Raw genomic sequence first — 18,657 nt, 5'->3', positions numbered from 1 at the left:
ATAAACAAACAGGATAAAAGGAAACAGTCGATGAATACACAGGTGCAAAGCGGTAAGAAAGTCGATCTGGTGATCGTCATTGATACCAGCGGTTCAATGGCCGATGAGGCAAAGGCGCTGAGCGCGGCGCTGGACAAGGCCGTAGAGGAAGCCCGCAAATCTTGCCCTTCTGATTTACGGGTCGAATTTTTGGGGATTGAAGGCACATTCACCGGCACCAAGTTTGAAAAAACGGTGCATAACTACCTCACGACAACCGCCGGAGCAGACGGCAATACGTTAAAAGGACGCAAGCGGGACAGCGTAGCGAATGCCGGCGCGCAGGAAGATGTGGCTCGCGCGGTTGAAGATATCAGCACCCATTTTGACTGGCGCGCCGGCGCAGAAAAGAACGTGTTCGTATTAGGCGATGAGAGCCTGGAAGGCGGAGAAATGATTCTGGATGCAGCGCGTATCAAAGCCTGCAATGATGCCATCGCTACTGCGCTGAGCAACGGCGCCAAAGTACATACCTACCTGGGCACCCCACACGCCACCACGCCGTATCCGACGCCGGAAGATGAAGAAGCCAATATCAAGGAATACAAACGGCTGGCGTTGCGCACCGGCGGTGAGCACTATATCTATACCAAAGGCATCGCCGATTTTACCCAGGTGCTGAAAGATACCATCTGCGCCAGTAAAATCCCGCAGCAAGAGAGCATTGAGGATAAAAAAGACGAAGCCGATAATCTGGAAGGCAAGGCGCCGTCAGAAGGCGATAAACCGACAGGCAACGGCAGCAACCTGTGCGAGCAACTGCCGGAAATTGTAAAAGCGGTAAATACATTGGCGGACGTGCTGAAAGGTTTGGTTGAAGCCTGCGGACCGGGTAATGCAGGCAATGCGGAGAAATCCGGATGCAAGTGCCATGAACACACCGCACCGGTTGAAACGCCGCCGTCCCCGCCAGCCCCGGAGCCAACCCCCGTCCCCCCGCCGTTCTCAGAATCAACGGACTTCACAGGGAATCAGTTAAATAACTGGCAATTTGGCCCCGCAACACCTGAGCATAAGTTTTACACCGAAGATGGAAAAAGCCTAATACGTTTCCCGACCACCAATGTCAAAGGCAGAACACATAACGGCGTATTGCTGTATAAAAAATACACCGAGCTGCAGCCAGGAAAGCGCTATCGTTTCAGCATTCGGGCGCGCCGGGATAACGACTATAAAGTGATCCCGGAACTGTCGCTGCGTGTTGCAGGCAGTGACATTACGCCGTTGACAACATTAAAAAACAAAGGCGAGTGGTTAACCCTCACAGGGGAATTCACCGCCGCACAGGGCGAAAATCTGCTGGAAATATTCAGCCATAAGGCGAGCGGCGACGGCAACGATTTCAGCATCACCGACATTAAGGTAGAAGAGATCTGATACCGCTTATTGCCGGGTCGCTTAAACGCGGCCCGGCAAACCAGAACGGCGTATCTGCAGCGCTGAAGCAAACTGCCCGACACAAGGCGTTACCCGCAGTCAGCTCGGGAAAAGAAAAGCGCGTGAGCAGACGCCCACGCCAATGGATGATTCAAGATTACTTTATTGGAATAACAGGGCTGTAATATGTCCTGCGCCCTTTTATCAGTGGTTCCCCTGGTATTACGTGCTATGGCTATCCAGCGACAGCCCCTGATACCTTCATCTTGCATAACAATGTAGTTTTTCTTACCCTGAAAAGTCAACACATGAATAGAAAAATGGTGACTAATAAATGACTTTTTAAATTATGGTTATTTATCAAAATGATGTGAAAAAGTCGAAATCAGGAAAGTGGTATAGAACAACCCACCAGCCACCATATAATGCAAATTATCTTATGAATTTTTCATGCTTCTATCATACGGCACTGCGTGTCATTGGCGGTTACGGCCGAGACTGCGCATGGACGCTGACGCTACACACGCGCTTTTCTTAATATTGGGTTCACCCGCTATTCCGCACAGGTCAGTTGAACAGGCCGGCCCCCTCCTCGGTTTTCGGTAATGCGTAAGCAGGTCTGGTTTGAATCAAGACAGGGGGGATGCAGCAGCGCACAAAAAAACCGGAAACATACTGGCCAGTACATTTCCGGTTCTTACGGCTTTAAAACACAGCCGGCATACCAAGGTGTAAGCAGCGGCTCACTCAGTATGGAGAATATATTTTCTGTAGAGGAAACGCGCATAATAGGCCGGGAATACGTTTAACACCGCGTAAACCGACTTGATCATCATCTGTATTATCGCCATTTTCACGATAACGCTGGTCTCCATCTTGCCATAAAAGGCCAGCAGGCAGAAAACAAAGCTGTCGATAATAGACGCCGCAAAGGTACTCAAAAAGATGCGCAGATAAAGGTGACGCGAGTGCGTCATCGCCTTCACCTTACAGAGTATCCATGAGTTAGATAGCTCAGAGGTTATAAAGGCCATGGTCGAGGCAAACAGTACGACATAGAGTTGCATCATAAAGTTATTATACGCCTCATTAAGCCCCCAGCCGGGGATAACCGGAAGTTTTGTCGATAGGTATAGCAACAGTGTGATAACCACGTTTGCTGCGACCGAGTACAGTATGGCCCTCTTGGCCAGGCGGAAGCCATAAAACTCATTGAGTAGGTCAATGACCAGAAAGGTGAAGGGGTAAATAAAGGTGCCCGGCGTCACCACAATATCAAAATAGCTAATATAAACGGGCTTAATCGCCGCCAGATTACTGAACTGATAAAATATCGCCAGCGCCAGGACAAAAACGGCATAGGTGCTCCATGAGCGATCATTCCGGTCCTGCAACTGATACTCAGTTTTGGGCGCTAGCCCATCCATATAAATATGGCGGTATAAGGCCTTGATTTCATGCGCAGATAAGCTTTGCGATATTTCACTTCTTTCCAGATCGTTAGCATGAATGTTCAATACCTTCCCTGAAGAACGTATAAGGATTCTTGCCATATGAGTATTGGGTTCAAACCCCATAAGTTTATATTCTGCTTCAGTTTCCATAACGTTCTTCAAGAATATCTCCTAATACGATAACCCCTGCATCGACCTCGTCCACGCAGGCCAGTGCATCAGTAAAGAATCCCGCATTACTCTTAAACAGCAGCTTTAGATTGGTGCTTTTATAGATGCCTTTACGAATAATAAGCATATCCCCGCACCGGTAGCGCACCGGCGGGTTTTTATCCATTGCCACGGCAATCAGGTTCGGCCCATGGCCATAGTAGTAGGTCAGTGGCCAGGACAGCGTCAGCTCCCCGACGGAACGCCCGGCGTTTATCTGCTCAATCAGTGAGGTCAGGGGAATTATGGGCAGCGCCGCCGCATTCATATTGCCATGAACGGAAATACTGGCATCGATTTTTTCCGCTGTCGCAATATCTACATGCTGCAGCTCATACATGGTGACGCCGAAAAAATCAGATATTTTACGCAGCGTCTGTTTCTGCACGCTGGCAACGCGGCCGTCCAATATCTTAAAGATTGTTGTGCGATTAAGCCCGGTGCTTTCACTGACAGAAACCTGTGTTTCGCCTTTACTACGGAGCAAATGCTCCAGATTTGCACGCAATAAACTGCTTTTTTCCGCACCAAACATAATATTTCAATGAGTCCGACAGCTATCAATGATTAAGCAGAATAGCCGGAAACTATAGTGCCCGCAATTCTATGCTTAAGAAATCCTTACCAAAAACCCAGTCTGCCATCCCGTCTGCAGCGCCGGGATATTCGCCATCTCCCATCGATAATCAAACGGCCAGGACGAGAAAACCGGCGCGGATGGCCGGAGCGGAACGGCGGCTCGGAATCGTATTCAAACGCGCCCATAACCGGCGAGACAATCGACAGACGAAAAAAACGGCGTTGCAGCCTCCCTGACCGCAACGCCGCGCTGTCTTCCGGCTCAGCGCAATAGCGATCCTTCCGCCTGCGGTATGGCCTGTTTATGTTCATGACGGCGCAGCATCACGACTTTGCTTTGCAGCTTCTGCTGGAACTGGTCGATAACCACCGCCGTGACGATCACCAGCCCCTTGATCACCATCTGCCAAAAATCGCTCACCCCCATCATCACCATGCCATCCGCCAGGAAAACGATCACGAAAGCGCCGATGATCGACCCCGATACGCGACCGCGCCCTCCCGCCAGCGCGGTGCCGCCAAGCACCGTGGCGCCGATGGCGTCCATTTCAAACATATTGCCGGTCATCGGGTGGGCGGTTTGCAGTTGCGACGCGATAATCAACCCCACCAGCGCCGCACACAGCCCGGAAAAGGCATACACAAACACCTTAACCTTCACGATCGGCACCCCCGCCAACCGGGCGGCGGACTCATTGCCGCCTGCGGCATAAATATAGCGGCCGAGCGGAGTTTTACGCGTCAGGTACAGGCCAAACAGCAAAAAGGCCAGCATCAGCCAGATCGGGATATACACCCCCAGGAAGGTGCCGGACCCCAGCGTGGCAAAACCGGTATTGCCCAGCGGCGCCATCCCCACCAGATTGGCGTAAGTACCGCCGTCGTTAAACAGCAGGGCCGCACCGCGCGCCACATACATCATGCCCAGCGTACAGATAAACGGCGCGACGCCCAGACGGGTAATGACCGTGCCGTTTACCAGGCCAAGCAGGCAGCCGAATACGGCAACCGTCAAAATCACCTCCGGCACGTTTAAAAACAGAACATTGCCGCCCCACAGCGGTACGCCGCTGGTCAGCAGCGCGCCGGCCACCATGCCGCAAATGCCCGCCACGGCGCCGACGGACAGGTCAATGCCGCCGGTCAGAATCACCAGCGTCATGCCGATCGCCAGCAGGCCGGTGATCGCCACGTGCTGCGTCATGATCAGCAGGTTGGAGGGGGTCAGGAAGTTCGGCACCATCACGCTGAAAAAGCCGATGACGATCAGCAGCGCAATAAAGGTGCGCGCCTTCAGCAGATACATATAGATCAGATATTTACGGCTCATAGTTTCTCTCCGACGGACGTCAGTCATGCGGCGTTGAAGCGCTGATTAATTTTTCCCGCGTTACGGCGGCGCGCGGCAGATCGGCGGTAATACGTCCGTCGGCCATCACCAGGATACGGTCAGCCAGGGCCATCACCTCATCCAGCTCCGACGAGGAGAACATGACCGCCAGCCCTTCGTGCGCCAGTTTGCCGATCAGGTGATACACATCGGTTTTCGCCCCGACGTCGATACCGCGCGTCGGCTCGTCCAACAGCACCACCTCGGGGCCGGTCATCAAGGCTTTTCCCAGCACCACTTTTTGCTGATTGCCGCCGCTGAGCGAGGTGATCGGCAGCTCGCTGTCGCTCACCTTGATCGCCAGCTGCCGCACCATATCGTCGACGTTATGCTGCTCCTGCGACGGGCTCAGCGGCCGCAGGGCGCGCCGGAATCCCTTCAGACTGAGATCGGACAGCGTCATATTGGTTTTGATCGACATCAGCTGCACCACCCCTTCCCCCTGCCGGTCTTCCGGCACCAGCGCGATCCCCTTCTTTAACCGCGCCTGGAAGTTAAGCCGGCTGATATCTTCGCCGTGGAGCGCCACGCGTCCCTGCTGACAGGGCAGCATGCCGATCAGCCCCTTGAACAGCTCCGTTCTGCCGGCGCCCAGCAGGCCGTAAATGCCGATCACCTCGCCTTTACGCAGTGCAAACGTCACATCATTCAGCCGATAGCCGCCGTTCGGGTGCAGCGCGGTCAAACCGTCAACCTGCAGCACCGTTTCTTGCTGAGGCGCGGGCGAGTAGTCAAAATGTTTTTTCTTATCGCCCACCATCTGTTCAATGATCCAGGGCACGCTGGCGTCGCTGACTTCACGCTCGCTGATAAAGCGCCCGTCGCGGAAAATGGTGATGTGATCGCCAATCTCCATCAGCTCTTCCAGCCGGTGAGAGATATAGATTATGGTGACGCCGCGCCGCTTGAGCTGCTCGATCACCTTAAACAGCACTTTGACTTCCGACTGGCTCAGGGCGCTGGTCGGCTCATCCATCAGCAGCACCTGGGTATCTTTGGACAGCGCCCGCGCAATCTCGACTAATTGCTGATGGCCGATGCCCAGCTCACCCAGCGGCGCATAAGGGTCAACGTCCAGCTCAAGGCGCTCCAGCAGCGATTTGGCCAGCGCATACTGGTACTTCTCATTAATCACGCCCCGCTGGAAAAACTCATTGCCGATAAAGATGTTGTCCATCACATTCATATTGGGAAACAGATTCAGCTCCTGGAAAATAATGCTGATGCCGTGTCGCTCCGCCTGATGCGTCGACGACAGGGCCACCGTTTCCCCGTTCAGCAGAATTTCGCCGGAAGAGGGCGATTCCACGCCTGCCAGCAGTTTCATCATGGTTGATTTACCGGCGCCGTTTTCCCCGATCAACACATTGACCCTGTTGCGGTAGACCCGGTAGTTAACCCGATCGAGCGCCGTTACCCCGGGGTACAAACGGGAGACGTCGCGGGTCTCGATAATCACATCCGCCGCGGCGGAGTGCGCCAATTGCTCGCTCATCTTCCCTCCTTAGCGACGCGTAATCGCGGCCGGGGTCACCTCGGCGATCTTGCCCGGCAGATCCCAACTGCTGAATACGCCGACCACCTCGACGTTATCCCCGACCTGCGGTTTGAAATCGCGCATCATGTCGGCCGCCTGCTGGTTGATCGCCCGGCCGTAATCGCCGAACAGCACCTGATCGTTAAAATCCTGATAGCCTGCGCCCTTATAGGCGTCACGCAGGTCAGTGCCGCGGATAATCGGCCCGGTCTGTACCCGGACCTCATCGCCGGCGGCGGTTTTCAGCGTCATTTTGCCGCTGCGCGACGTGCTGTTAACGTCGGTGATGGTGCCGCTCAGCCTGACGCTGAACAGGCAGGGGTTCTCCGCCTGGCTGCGGTAGCCATAGCGCTGGCAGGCCTCATCAAAATCTTTCGCCGCCGCCAGTTCGGCAAGCAAGGCGTTATCCGCTTTGGCATCCTTAACAATTTGCGGCACCAGCTTCTGTTGCCACGTTTGCGGAATATTCGCCATTTTCGGGTTAGGCGGATTTTTTAAATCCGCCAGTTCCTGCTGCGAAACAATACGGCAACCGCCCAGCAGAAAAATCAGCACTACCGGCCCGAGTCGTGTGAACATCACATTCTCCTCTGCGCCCGCCGCAACGGGCGCGACAGCAACACATTAAGATTTGAAGTTGAAGTCCTGCACCTGCTGCGCGTTTTCCGGCGTAATCAGAATGCCGCGGAACATCACCCGCTGCTTCGCCGGCGGTTTGCCATGCTGGATATAGTTGTCGAGATCGGTGACCCCTTGCGCCGCGATGGCCTGCGCCTGCAGCATCACCGTCGCCTTCAGCGCACCGGCCTTGATGGCGTCACGTTCGTCATTGCTGCCGTCGATGCCGACCACCACCACGTCGTCGCGACCGGCGGCGCGCAGTGCCGCAACGACGCCCAGCGCCACCGGGCCGTTGCCGCAGATAACGCCTTTCACGTCGGGATGGGCCTGCAAAATGCTGTCCATCACTCGCTTGCCGTCAATCAGAGTGCCTTTGGCGTCCTGACGCGCCACGCTCTGCATATCCGGATACTGATCGATCACCTGATGGAAGGATTTGGAACGGGTCACGCAGTTGTTATCCGCCAGGTTGCAGGTCAGCTCAGCATATTTGCCCTTTTCGCCCATCGCCTCGACAAACACATTGGCCACTTCGGAGCCGGCCTGGAAGTTGTTATGGGTAATCTGCTCCAGTGCGATATCGTCAACCGGTATCTCCCGGTTAATCAGCACCACCGGAATGCCGGCATCTTTGGCTTTTTTGATTGCCGCCACGCTGGCGGTCGAGTCGGCGTTATCCAGGATGATGCCCTGCACCTTTTTACCGATCGCGGTATCGATCAGCTCATTCTGCTTTTTGACGTCTTCGCCGTGCGACAGCACGGAGGTCTTGTAGCCCAGCGCTTTGGCTTTCTCATTGGCGCCTTTAGCCTCGGCGGCGTAGTACGGGTTATCCAGTGAATTGACCAGAATCATGATGGTGCCTTTTTCTGCGGCCAGCGCGGCGCCGGAAAAGACACAGGCGGAAGCGATGCTTAATAACAACAGTTTCTTCTTCATCATCAGGCTCTCTCTCATTATTATGTGATTGGCATCAGCGGTTCGTCACAACCTCCCCCGCGATCCCGTCGGTTATTGCCCACCGGCCTTACCACTCGCTGTTGATTTATCACCTCGTTTTCCCCGGAGAAATCAAACCGCTTCAGCCGTATCTTTCTGCCCTGCACTATCGTTTTCATTCACATTGATTTTCGAATAAAAATATAAGCGATCGATATTGTTCCGTTTGTGTACTTGATCATATTTCAAACAAAAGTCAGCAAAACAAAACATATTCTTTAATTACAGTGGGATAGCATCAACTCGAATCTATAGACCGCTATTTAATAAATAAATTTACGCTGCTATTTCATATAGATAACAATATTTTATTTTCGAACGAAAGCATGGTGCGTACGCGTATTTCTCGCATTAGACTCACCATATGGTTAAAATCTGAGGTAGTTTGTAGGCCGTCAGGTAACCTCATCACGAAAAGGTGACTTTCGATTGAAAAGCAAAAGTGAACAGCTGGCTGACGTTCGGCTACGCAGAGAGAAGATCCTTGAGATGGTCCGGGAGGACGGAACGGTCACGGTTAAAGCGCTCACTGCGGCATTCGGCCTGACCGAAGCAACCATCCGCACCGACCTGCGCACTCTGCAGCAAAGGGGGCTGGTCCAGCGCTATCACGGCGGCGCCACGCTGCTGGCCGGTAAACAAAACACCGGGGCGATGATGCTGGAACGCCAGATCCATCTGGAGCAAAAAGATGCGATCGGCCGCCTGGCGGCGCGGTATATCGAAAACGGCGACACCGTGATTTTCGATTCCGGCACCACCACCACCGCGATCACCAAATATATGGCCCATATCAAGCGGCTGTCGGTCATCACCACGGCGGTCAACATCGCGCTGACGCTGGGCGGTGAGCCGGAGATCAATATCCTGCTGACCGGCGGCAGCTTTAAGTTCCCCACGCTGTCGACCTCCGGCGACAAGGCGGCCGGTTTCTTCGAAAACGTGCTGGCGGAAAAACTGTTTCTCGCCACCGCCTGCATCTCGCCGCGCTCGGGGCTGAGTTTTCCCAGTGAAACGGATATCAAACTGAAACTGGCGATGATTAACGCCGCCAGCGAGGTCTACGTGGTGGCCGACTCCAGCAAGATTGATAAGGTTTCCATGTTCGCCTTACCCTGCGAGTGGTCGAAGATCGATTACCTGATTACCGACAGCGGCATCACGCCGTCGCAGGTACAGGCGTTCGAGACGCTGGGCGTCAGGGTGCTAATCGCCTGAGACGGCCTCCGGCGCATTAATGACGTTCAAGCGTATCGCCCGCCGGGCGAAATATTGCCGATATTTGGGCGACAGCCTGGTGTCGGTAATGACCCGGGTAACGGCGGCGTCGGCGGGCGCCAGCGCGTGCGGATGCGTCCGGCCGAACCTGGACGAGTCGGCCAGCAGCACGACCTCGTCAGAGTGCGCCGCGACGATGTTTTTCACCGCGCAGCTCTGCGGGTCCGGCTCGGTAAATCCGCTTTGCCAGTGCCAGCCGCCGATGCCCAGAAAGGCGCGCTGAAACCGCAGCTGGCTGAGGCAACTGCAGGTAAACGCCCCGATCCTCGCATCATTACGCGTTTGCCGCAGGCCACCCACGATCATCGCCTGATGCTCGCTCTGCTTCAGCCGCTCGGCAATATCGGGATGCGTCGTCACGATGGTGAGGCCACGCCTGGCGTGCAACGCGTCGATCAGCGCCAGGCTGATGCTGCAACCGTCGAGATACAGCGTATCGCCGTCGCGCACCAGCGAGGCGGCATACCCGGCAATCCCCTGTTTGGCGGCATAGCGCCGCTGTAATCCGGCCCGGAGCGCATGGCTCTGCAAGGCCACGGCGCCGCCATGCACCCGGAACAGTTCCCCCCGCTGATGCAGCGCCTGCAAATCATGACGGATGGTGACCAGAGAAACGCCGACGGCCTGCGCCAGCGCGCCGACGCTGAGGCGGCCATGCGCCCCCACCATCTGCACAATTTTCCTCTGTCGCGGATGCATACGTGACCTCCCCCTGCCGGCAAATCTGCGCAATGGCCGTTATTGATGCAACGACGCCAGCGCCTGGCGAACAATGCCGGCCGCATCCAGACCATGGTGCGCGCGCATTGCCTGACGGTCGGCGGCGATGGCGTACTCGCCATCGGCAATGCCGAGACGTTGCAGCCGTGCGCCATGACCATATTCCGCCAGCACTTCCGCCACAATGCTGCCGACGCCGCCGTTCACATTGTGTTCCTCGACCGTAATCACCGTGCGGATTGCGCCCAGCGCGGCGCTCAGGGCAGCGCGGTCCAGCGGACGGATTGACGGTACGCCGATCACCTGCGCGCTGACGCCCTGCTGCGCCAGGGTGGCCGCCGCATCCACCGCCTCATGCACCGCAGACCCCATCGCCACCAGCGCCACATCGCTCCCGGTGCGCAACACGTCGACGGCGCCCGGCTGGAAACGGTAGGTCTCATCATGCAGCTCCGGCAGGGCTTTGCCGTCCATCCGAATATAGACCGGCCCGACGTGTTCCAGCGCATAGTCGATGATCTGGCGGCATTCCAACGGTGAAGAAGGGGCGAAAATCTGGATATTGCCAAAGCCGCGCATCACGGAGATATCGTCGATGGCATGATGGGTGCTCGCCAGCGGCCCATAGCTGGCGCCCGCATTAAGGCCGAACAGCTTCACGTTGGTATTGTTGTAGCAGACGTCGACCTTCACCTGCTCATTCGCCCGGGCGACCAGGAACGGCGCGGCGTTACAGGTGACGGCGATTTTTCCCGCCATCGCCAGCCCCGCCGCGGCCCCCACCAGCGTCTGTTCGGCAATGCCGACGTTAACCAGACGATCGGGGAAGCGCTGCATAAACGGCGCTATTTTCGCCGTGGAGGTGGAGTCCGCCACCACCGGCACCAGATCGACGCCGTTATCTACCGCATCGATAAACGCCGTCACCATTACGTTCGCCAAATGTTCTGCATTACTCACGTTATACCTCCTCTTCTGCCCGATCGCTCAGCTCGGCCATGGCCTGCGTAATCTCATCGCCTTTCGGCACCCGGTGATGCCACTCCGGCTTGCCGGCAATAAATGACACGCCGGCGCCCTTGGTGGTGTGCGCAATCAGCACGTGCGGCTTGCCGTTCTGCGGCAGGTTTTCCAGCGCTGCCACCACGGAGGCCATATCGTTGCCCCGGCATTCGGTGACTTCCATCCCGAAAGCGCGCCATTTTTCATCCAGCGGATCGGTGCTCATAATGTCTTTGGTGGCGCCGGCCAGCTGCAGCCCGTTTTTATCGTTAATCACCACCAGGTTATCCAGCTTGTAGTGCGCCGCCGCCATCGCGGCCTCCCAGTTGCTGCCTTCCGCCAGTTCGCCGTCGCCGGTGATCAGGAAAATGCGGCGCTTGCTGTTGTCACGCTTGGCGGCAATGGCCAGCCCCACCGCCACCGGGAAACCGTGCCCCAGCGCGCCGGTGTTCAGTTCAATGCCCGGCGTTTTCTGTTTCACCGGATGACCCGGCAGGTGCGAGTTGGCATGCTGATAGGTCGCCAGCCAGGGCTGCGGGAAGTAGCCCGCCTCCGCCAGCACGCAGTAGTAGCAGCCGACGGCATGTCCCTTCGACTGGATATAGATATCGCGATCCCGATCGTCCAGGCGGTCAGGCGCACAGTTCAGAATGCGGAAATACAGCGCGGTCAGCAGTTCAACCTGCGACAGATCGGCCCCGGTATGTCCGCCGGCAGGGCTGTTGGCGTTCAGGTTGATGATATGGCGTCGTACCGCACGCGCTTTGCTTTCCAGTTCCGGCACTGACAGTGAGAACGGGTTCATAATCGCCTCCGAATTATTATTCCTTCACGAATATTTATTCCACCTGGTTAAAAAAGAGGGGTAACCTGCCAAACCGTTGCGTTTACAGGCCCCCATTCACTAACAAAGCGGGATATCTGCCATCATGAATATATATTCAATCATGATTTTATATTCATGATAGTATGATCATCGCTGCAAGTTTGTCCAGCGCGGTACGACACCATTGGCGAAAATTAGAGTTCCATCACACTTAAAGTCCATACTTTTTCGCGTATGATGACGGGCTAAAACATACTGATTGCACCTAATTGATAGTTGAGGAACAACATGGCTAAGCAGGATGAACAACGGCTCTTGGTTAAGATTGCCACGCTTTACTACCTGGAGGGTCGCAAGCAGTCTGAGATCGCACAATCATTATCCCTTTCCCAATCTTTCGTTTCGCGCGCCATCACCCGCTGCCAAAAAGAAGGACTGGTCAAAATCAGCGTTGTTCAGCCCTCCAATATTTTTCTGAATATCGAAAAAGGCATCGAAGAGCGTTACGGCATTAAGCAGGCCATCGTGGTCGACGTTGCAGAAGAGGCTTCCGACGCGGTGCTGAAACGCGCCATCGGCTCGGCCGCCGCCCACTATATGGAAACCCGCCTGCGGCCTAACGATCTGGTGGGCGTCTCCTCCTGGAGCAGCACCATCCGCGCCATGGTGGATGAGGTGCACACCCAGAACCTGAAGGCGAACGGCGTTATCCAACTGCTGGGCGGCGTGGGGCCCAACGGCAACGTGCAGGCCACCATCCTGACGCAGACCCTGGCGCAGCAGCTCAACTGCAAAGCCTGGCTGCTGCCGGCGCAGAGCATTGAAGGCTCGATGGATGAAAAAGCGCGCCTGATGGCCAGCAGCGACGTCGCCGAAGTGATCGCCCATTTCGATGATGTCGACGTCGCCATCGTCGGTATCGGCATTCTGGAACCGTCCCAGCTGCTGAAAACCTCCGGCAACTACTATCAGGAGGAGATGCTGGCACGGTTGGCCGAGCGCGGCGCCGTCGGCGATATCTGCCTGCACTATTTTGACCGGCACGGCGCCCCGGTGCTGAGCGACGATGAAGATCCGGTGATCGGCATGGCGCTCGACAAAGTGAAAAAATGCCCGAACGTCGTCGCACTGGCCGGTGGCCGCGACAAAGTCGCCGCCATCAAGGGCGCGCTGAACGGCGGTTATATCGATGTGCTGATCACCGATTACCACACTTCCAGAATGCTGGTCACGGACTGATTTTCCCCAGTCCGGTCGGTTACCGTGTTTGCCGCCGCCCCAAAACCTTCGGAGGCGGCACGAAAAAATAGTTTCTTATCAAAAAGATAAACCATCCTCCTGCGTTTTTCCCGTCACACTGCGCCGCGTTAGAAATGTGATAGCAAGCACATTTGCAGACTTTGCCGGTGGCTGAGCCTCAGCAACTTGGTTATCGTGCACTAAATAAATAATCACATATGAATATATATTCAAGCCGAGAGGGGAAGGTGTATGCCTTGCCCTGTCGGCGCAGACCGCGCCAACGCGATCCGCTTTCCGCCATGCCGGTCGTCGCCTGAATTCTGCGTTATTTGGAGAAACTCTATGTCGGCAACAAAGAATGTCATCATCGCGCTTGATGAAGGCACCACCAATGCCAAAGCCGTCGCGCTGAACGAATGCGGCCAGGTCATCGCCAAGTTTTCACAGGCGCTGTCCATTCAGACGCCGCGTGAAGGCTGGGTGGAACAGTCGGGGGAATTACTGGTGGACGCCTCGCTGAACGTGCTGGCGCAGGCGGTGGCGCACGTCGGTGCGGAGCGTGTCTGCGCGCTGGCGATCAGCAATCAGCGTGAAACCGCCATCGGCTGGTATCGCAGCAACGGCAAACCGCTCGGCGCGGCGCTCTCCTGGCAATGCTCGCGCACCGCGGATTTTTGCGACAGCCTGCGGCGCGATCATCAGGCGCAGCCGATTAAAACGGCAACCGGCCTGCCCATTGCTCCGCTGTTTTCCGGCTCTAAAATGCGCTGGCTGCTGGAGTCGGTGCCAAACGGCTTTGCGCTCGCCGAGCAGGGCGAGATTTGCCTGGGCACCATCGACAGCTGGCTGCTCTGGCATCTGACCGCGGGCGAAGCCTTTTACTGCGATTACTCCAACGCCTCGCGCACGCAGCTGCTGAACCTGCACAGCGGCGGCTGGGATGAACAGATGCTGGCCATCTTCCAGATCCCCGCCGCCGCGCTGCCGGCGGTCAAACCCTCAAGCGGCCTGTTCGGCCATACCAAAGGACTGGCGGACATTCCCGACGGTATTCCGATCATGGCGATGATCGGCGATTCGCACGCAGCGTTATTCGGCCACGCGCTGGGACAGCCCGGCTGCGTCAAAGCCACCTACGGCACCGGCTCGTCCGTCATGGCGCCGGTGACGTCCGCCCAATGCGACATCCAGTCGCTCGCCACCACCCTCGCCTGGCATGACGGGCAGCGGCTGGTCTACGGGCTGGAGGGCAATATTCCCCACACCGGCGACGCCGTCGCCTGGATGGCCGACAGCACCGGCTTAAGTGAGTTGCCCGCCGCAGAGCTGGCCCATGAGCTGAATACGCTGCCGGCTTCGGTGGATTCCACCCTCGGGGTGTATTTCGTTCCGGCGCTCACCGGCCTGGGCGCGCCGTGGTGGAACGAGCACGCCAGAGGCGTCATTTGCGGGCTGAGCCGCGGCGTTAAACGCGCGCACCTGATTCGCGCGGCGCTGGAATCGGTCGCCTACCAGATTGCCGACGTGGTCGCCGCCATGCGCCAGCATAATGACTTCACGCTGACGGCGCTCATGGTGGACGGCGGCCCCAGCAAAAACGACTGGCTGATGCAGTATCAGGCCGATCTGCTGGGATGCCCGGTTATGCGCAGCGATATCCCCGAACTTTCGGCCATCGGCGCCGCCCTGCTGGCGCGCAAGGCCATTACCCATATCACCGATGACGAACTGAAAAGCTACCTGCCGGTACACGGCGAGTTTCGTCCCAATATGGCACGCCACGGCCGCCTGCAAAAACGCTGGCGCGAGTGGCAGAGCGCGGTAGAGCGCACCCTCTACGCATCTTGATCTCCCTGAAGCAGAAGGACCACGTTATGAGCTATTCATTCAGCAACCAGACCGTCGTAATCACCGGCGCCGCACGCGGCATTGGCGAAGGCATTGCCGAGCGCTTTGCCGCCGCCGGCGCCAATCTGGTGATCTCCGACTATTCGGCAGATATCCTCGCCACGGCCGAGCGGTTAACGCAGCGCTATCGCGGCAATATCGTTCCCTTGGTTGCCGACGTCACCGACGAACAACAGGTTGCCGCGCTCTACCAACTGGCGTTTGACACCTTCGGATCGGTGGACGTCTCAATTCAGAACGCCGGCATCATTACCATCGACCATTTCGATTCCATGACGCGCAAAGAATTCGACAGCGTGCTTAACGTCAACACCACCGGCGTATGGCTGTGCTGCCGGGAAGCGGCCAAATATATGGTCAAGCAGAATAAAGGCTGCCTGATTAATACCTCATCCGGACAGGGACGGGTCGGGTTTATTTATACGCCGCACTACGCCGCCAGCAAAATGGGGGTGATTGGCATTACGCAAAGTCTGGCGCTGGAACTCGCCGCCCACAATATTACCGTCAATGCGTTTTGTCCCGGCATTATCGAAACGGAGATGTGGGATTATAACGACCGCGTCTGGGGCGAGATCCTGAGCACGCCGGAGAAAAAATACGGCAAAGGCGAATTAATGCAGGAGTGGGTGGAAGGCATTCCGTTAAAACGCGCAGGCAAGCCCAAAGACGTCGCCGGGCTGGTGATGTTTCTGGCCTCGGAAGACGCCTCTTATATCACCGGCCAGACCATCAATGTCGATGGCGGCCTCATCATGTCATAACCCTTAAAAATTCCTATAAATCTTACCTGCCTACGGAGTACTTTATGACACCCGCTCACTCAGAGCCGCGGACGATACTCGGCCTCAGAACGGATTTGGTCTGGGGTTTAATCGGCGTGCTGCTGTTTATCGTCGGCGACGGCGTTGAACAAGCCTGGATCTCCCCCTATCTGATCGAACGCGGGCTGAGCATGCCGCAAAGCGCCACGCTGATCGCCATCTACGGCATTGCCGTGGCGATCGGCGCGTGGCTGTCGGGCGTGATGGCCGAAGCGCTGGGGCCGCGTAAAACCATGCTGATCGGCGCGATGTTCTGGCTGGTCGGCCAGGTGCTGTTCCTGCTGGTGGCCCTGCCTACCATGAACTTCGCCATTATCGTGCCGACCTACTGTATCCGCGGCCTCGGCTACCCGCTGTTCTGCTACTCATTCCTGGTCTGGGTGACCTACCGCAACCCGGCCAAAACCCTGGCGACCGCCGTCGGCTGGTTCTATCTGGCGTTTACCGGCGGGCTGTATATCGTCGCCAACTTCTACGCCTCGCTGATGATCCCGGTACTCGGCCACGTCGGCGTACTGTGGAGCGCCATTGTCTGGGCGCTGGCCGGTACGGCGATCGTTCTGATGTGCGTAAAAGGCACGGTGCGGGAACGCACGACGGTCGGTGAACAGCTGGCGATCCTGCTCAGCGGCATCTCGATTATCAAGGAAAACCCCCGCGTCGGCGTCGGCGGCCTGGTCAGGCTGATCAACACCACCTCCCAGTTTGCGTTGCCGGTATTTTTCCCGATTTACCTCTCGCTGCACGGTTTTACCACCGAACAGTGGTTAAAGGTCTGGGCGCTGACCTTTACGGTCAACATCGCCTTTAACCTGATCTGGGGCGTGGTGGGCGACCGCATTGGCTGGGGCCGCACCGTACAGATCTTCGGCGGCTTCGGCTGCGCCTGCACCATGATTTTCATGGCCTATGCGCCTATCTGGTTCAGCGGCAACTATATGGCCATGCTGCTGATGGGCTGTCTGTACGGCGCGCTGATTGCCGGCTTCTGCCCGCTCACCGCGCTGGTGCCTTCGCTGGAGCCGGAAAGAAAAGGCGCGGCGATGTCGGTGCTGAACCTCGGCGCCGGGTTGTCCAGCTTTGTTGGCCCGCTGCTGGTGGCGCTGCTGTTCACCACCGTCGGCGCCAAAGGGGTGCTGTTTGTCTTCGCCGGGCTGTATATCGTCAGCATTTTCCTGACCAGTTTTGTCGCCCGGGATGAAAAGGCACGCTTTGCCGTTCCGAAAACCTTATCAACGACGCAGTCCGCATACAGCGCCAAACGCTAGGAGAATATTCGATGGTGACCAAAGATTTCGCTCAACAGTTATTCAGCCTGCAGGGACGCACCGCCTTTGTGACCGGCGCCGGCAGCGGTATCGGCCAGACTATCGCCTATGGCCTGGCCAGCGCCGGCGCTAACGTCGCCTGTTTCGACCTGCGTGAAGACGGCGGCCTGGCAGAGACCGTGCGGCATATTCACGCCATCGGCGGTCACGCCGTCGCCTTTACCGGCGACGTACGCGATCCCGATGCGCTGCGCAGCGCCATCGCCGGCGTAAAGTCACAGTATGGCCGCCTTGACGTGGCGGTGAACGCCGCCGGGATCGCCAACGCCAACCCGGCGCTGGAGATGGAAACCGAGCAGTGGCAGCGGGTGATCGATATCAACCTGACCGGCGTCTGGCACGCTTGTAAAGCCGAAGCGGAACTGATGGCCGCCGGCGGCGGCGGTTCCATCATCAATATCGCCTCGATGTCCGGCGTTATCGTCAACCGCGGTCTGGAGCAGGCGCACTACAACTGCGCCAAAGCCGGCGTTATCCACCTCAGCAAAAGCCTGGCCATGGAGTGGACGACGAAAAATATCCGCGTTAACAGCATCAGCCCCGGCTATACCGCCACGCCGATGAACACCCGGCCGGAAATGGTGCATCAGACGCAGGCGTTTGAAAGCCAGACGCCGATGCAGCGTATGGCGCGCGTGGAAGAGATGGCCGGCCCGGCCATTTTCCTGGCCAGCGACGCCGCCTCATTCTGCACCGGTGTCGATCTGCTGGTCGACGGCGGCTTTGTCTGCTGGTAATTCACCGCAGGCAAAGAGCGCCCGGTTGTCCCGCTAACCGTAACCGCAGCCTCTGGCTGCGGTTTTTTTATGTCATGGCGCACTCCTCTTCACGCCCCACGCCCCACGCCCCACGCCCCGCGTCAAACAGAACGCAACTTTTTGTTATTCAACCACTTTAAATAAAAAATAATTTTTTCTGTAAGAAATCCGCGCCCGCTGCGACTAACTCCTCAGAAGCCATCCTGCTTCTGCCAACACAACGATCCGTTTTACAACCATGAGGAAGAAATAATGAAAAAGCCAACTACAACCGCACTGCTGGCGCTGGCGTTAGGCAGCGTGCTGACCACCGCAAGCACCGCAGCCATGGCGACTGAAGGAAGCAATATGGAGAAATGCTACGGCGTATCACTGAAGGGCAAAAATGACTGTAAAGCGGGCGCCGGCACCACCTGCGCCGGCACGGCCAAAACCGATTACCAGGGTAACGCCTGGAAGCTGGTGCCCACCGGCAGCTGCGTAAAAATGAAATCGCCGACGTCATCGACCGGCTTTGGTCAATTGGACGCGTTTAAAGAGATGTAAGCCGCCCTCACCGCCCATC

17 protein-coding genes are annotated in these 18,657 nt (G+C 57.0%); 8 read left to right on the top strand and 9 right to left on the bottom strand.

Annotation, left to right across the window (positions count from 1 at the left end; translation table 11 throughout):
- Window positions 1-30: 30 nt before the first annotated feature.
- Window positions 31-1,416: a carbohydrate binding domain-containing protein gene (locus HF675_RS03645; protein ID WP_187044062.1), complete on the top strand. Its 1,386-nt coding sequence runs from the start codon at window positions 31-33 to the stop codon at window positions 1,414-1,416.
- Window positions 1,417-2,159: 743 nt separating this feature from the next.
- On the opposite strand, the gene HF675_RS03640 is transcribed toward HF675_RS03645, so the two are convergent.
- From HF675_RS03640 to HF675_RS03615, 6 genes are all read right to left on the bottom strand, one after another.
- A complete protein-coding gene (locus HF675_RS03640; protein ID WP_105232532.1) occupies window positions 2,160-3,020 on the bottom strand; it encodes a queuosine precursor transporter in 861 nt (286 codons plus the stop codon).
- A complete protein-coding gene (locus tag HF675_RS03635; RefSeq protein ID WP_105232533.1) occupies window positions 3,010-3,615 on the bottom strand; it encodes a helix-turn-helix transcriptional regulator in 606 nt (201 codons plus the stop codon). The genes HF675_RS03640 and HF675_RS03635 overlap by 11 nt, the downstream gene beginning before the upstream one ends.
- 306 nt (window positions 3,616-3,921) lie before the next feature.
- On the bottom strand, window positions 3,922-4,989 hold the full coding sequence (locus HF675_RS03630; RefSeq protein ID WP_105232534.1) for an ABC transporter permease: 1,068 nt from the start codon (window positions 4,987-4,989) through the stop codon (window positions 3,922-3,924).
- Window positions 4,990-5,008: 19 nt separating this feature from the next.
- Window positions 5,009-6,544: a sugar ABC transporter ATP-binding protein gene (locus tag HF675_RS03625; protein ID WP_105232535.1), complete on the bottom strand. Its 1,536-nt coding sequence runs from the start codon at window positions 6,542-6,544 to the stop codon at window positions 5,009-5,011.
- Window positions 6,545-6,553: 9 nt separating this feature from the next.
- On the bottom strand, window positions 6,554-7,165 hold the full coding sequence (locus tag HF675_RS03620) for a DUF2291 family protein (RefSeq protein ID WP_105232536.1): 612 nt from the start codon (window positions 7,163-7,165) through the stop codon (window positions 6,554-6,556).
- A gap of 45 nt (window positions 7,166-7,210) precedes the next feature.
- A complete protein-coding gene (locus HF675_RS03615; RefSeq protein WP_105233517.1) occupies window positions 7,211-8,146 on the bottom strand; it encodes a D-ribose ABC transporter substrate-binding protein in 936 nt (311 codons plus the stop codon).
- A gap of 489 nt (window positions 8,147-8,635) precedes the next feature.
- Here HF675_RS03615 and HF675_RS03610 point away from each other — a divergent pair, with 489 nt between their 5' ends.
- Window positions 8,636-9,424 (top strand): DeoR/GlpR family DNA-binding transcription regulator, encoded by a 789-nt coding sequence (locus HF675_RS03610; RefSeq protein ID WP_160029883.1) that lies wholly within the window; start codon window positions 8,636-8,638, stop codon window positions 9,422-9,424.
- On the opposite strand, the gene HF675_RS03605 is transcribed toward HF675_RS03610, so the two are convergent.
- From HF675_RS03605 to HF675_RS03595, 3 genes are read right to left on the bottom strand one after another with little or no spacing between them, the layout of a single operon-like run.
- Window positions 9,413-10,183, bottom strand: a complete 771-nt coding sequence (locus tag HF675_RS03605; protein WP_187044061.1) for a DeoR/GlpR family DNA-binding transcription regulator — start codon at window positions 10,181-10,183, stop codon at window positions 9,413-9,415. The genes HF675_RS03610 and HF675_RS03605 overlap by 12 nt on opposite strands.
- Before the next feature lie 39 nt (window positions 10,184-10,222).
- Entirely contained in the window at window positions 10,223-11,164 is a 942-nt protein-coding gene (locus HF675_RS03600; RefSeq protein WP_187044060.1) for a transketolase family protein, read from the bottom strand.
- Window position 11,165: 1 nt separating this feature from the next.
- Window positions 11,166-12,011, bottom strand: coding sequence for a transketolase (locus HF675_RS03595; RefSeq protein WP_105232540.1), 846 nt, complete (start codon window positions 12,009-12,011; stop codon window positions 11,166-11,168).
- A gap of 309 nt (window positions 12,012-12,320) precedes the next feature.
- On the opposite strand from HF675_RS03595, the gene HF675_RS03590 reads away from it, so the two are divergent.
- From HF675_RS03590 to HF675_RS03565, 6 genes are all read left to right on the top strand, one after another.
- A complete protein-coding gene (locus tag HF675_RS03590; RefSeq protein ID WP_105232541.1) occupies window positions 12,321-13,271 on the top strand; it encodes a sugar-binding transcriptional regulator in 951 nt (316 codons plus the stop codon).
- A 345-nt stretch (window positions 13,272-13,616) separates the two neighbouring features.
- Entirely contained in the window at window positions 13,617-15,122 is a 1,506-nt protein-coding gene (locus HF675_RS03585; RefSeq protein ID WP_187044059.1) for an FGGY family carbohydrate kinase, read from the top strand.
- Between the two features lie 26 nt (window positions 15,123-15,148).
- Window positions 15,149-15,946: an SDR family oxidoreductase gene (locus tag HF675_RS03580; RefSeq protein ID WP_160029880.1), complete on the top strand. Its 798-nt coding sequence runs from the start codon at window positions 15,149-15,151 to the stop codon at window positions 15,944-15,946.
- A gap of 44 nt (window positions 15,947-15,990) precedes the next feature.
- A complete protein-coding gene (locus HF675_RS03575; RefSeq protein WP_105232544.1) occupies window positions 15,991-17,274 on the top strand; it encodes an MFS transporter in 1,284 nt (427 codons plus the stop codon).
- 11 nt (window positions 17,275-17,285) lie between these two features.
- Window positions 17,286-18,071, top strand: a complete 786-nt coding sequence (locus HF675_RS03570) for an SDR family oxidoreductase (protein ID WP_105232545.1) — start codon at window positions 17,286-17,288, stop codon at window positions 18,069-18,071.
- Between the two features lie 273 nt (window positions 18,072-18,344).
- Window positions 18,345-18,638, top strand: a complete 294-nt coding sequence (locus tag HF675_RS03565) for a DUF2282 domain-containing protein (protein ID WP_187044058.1) — start codon at window positions 18,345-18,347, stop codon at window positions 18,636-18,638.
- Window positions 18,639-18,657: the final 19 nt, after the last annotated feature.

The organism is Serratia sp. JUb9 (genome assembly GCF_014298095.1).
In the GTDB taxonomy this organism is placed as follows: Bacteria; Pseudomonadota; Gammaproteobacteria; order Enterobacterales; family Enterobacteriaceae; genus Serratia_B; species Serratia_B rhizosphaerae.
The sequence above is the reverse complement of the archived record's forward strand: the minus strand, read 5'-3'. Positions and strand labels throughout refer to the sequence as shown.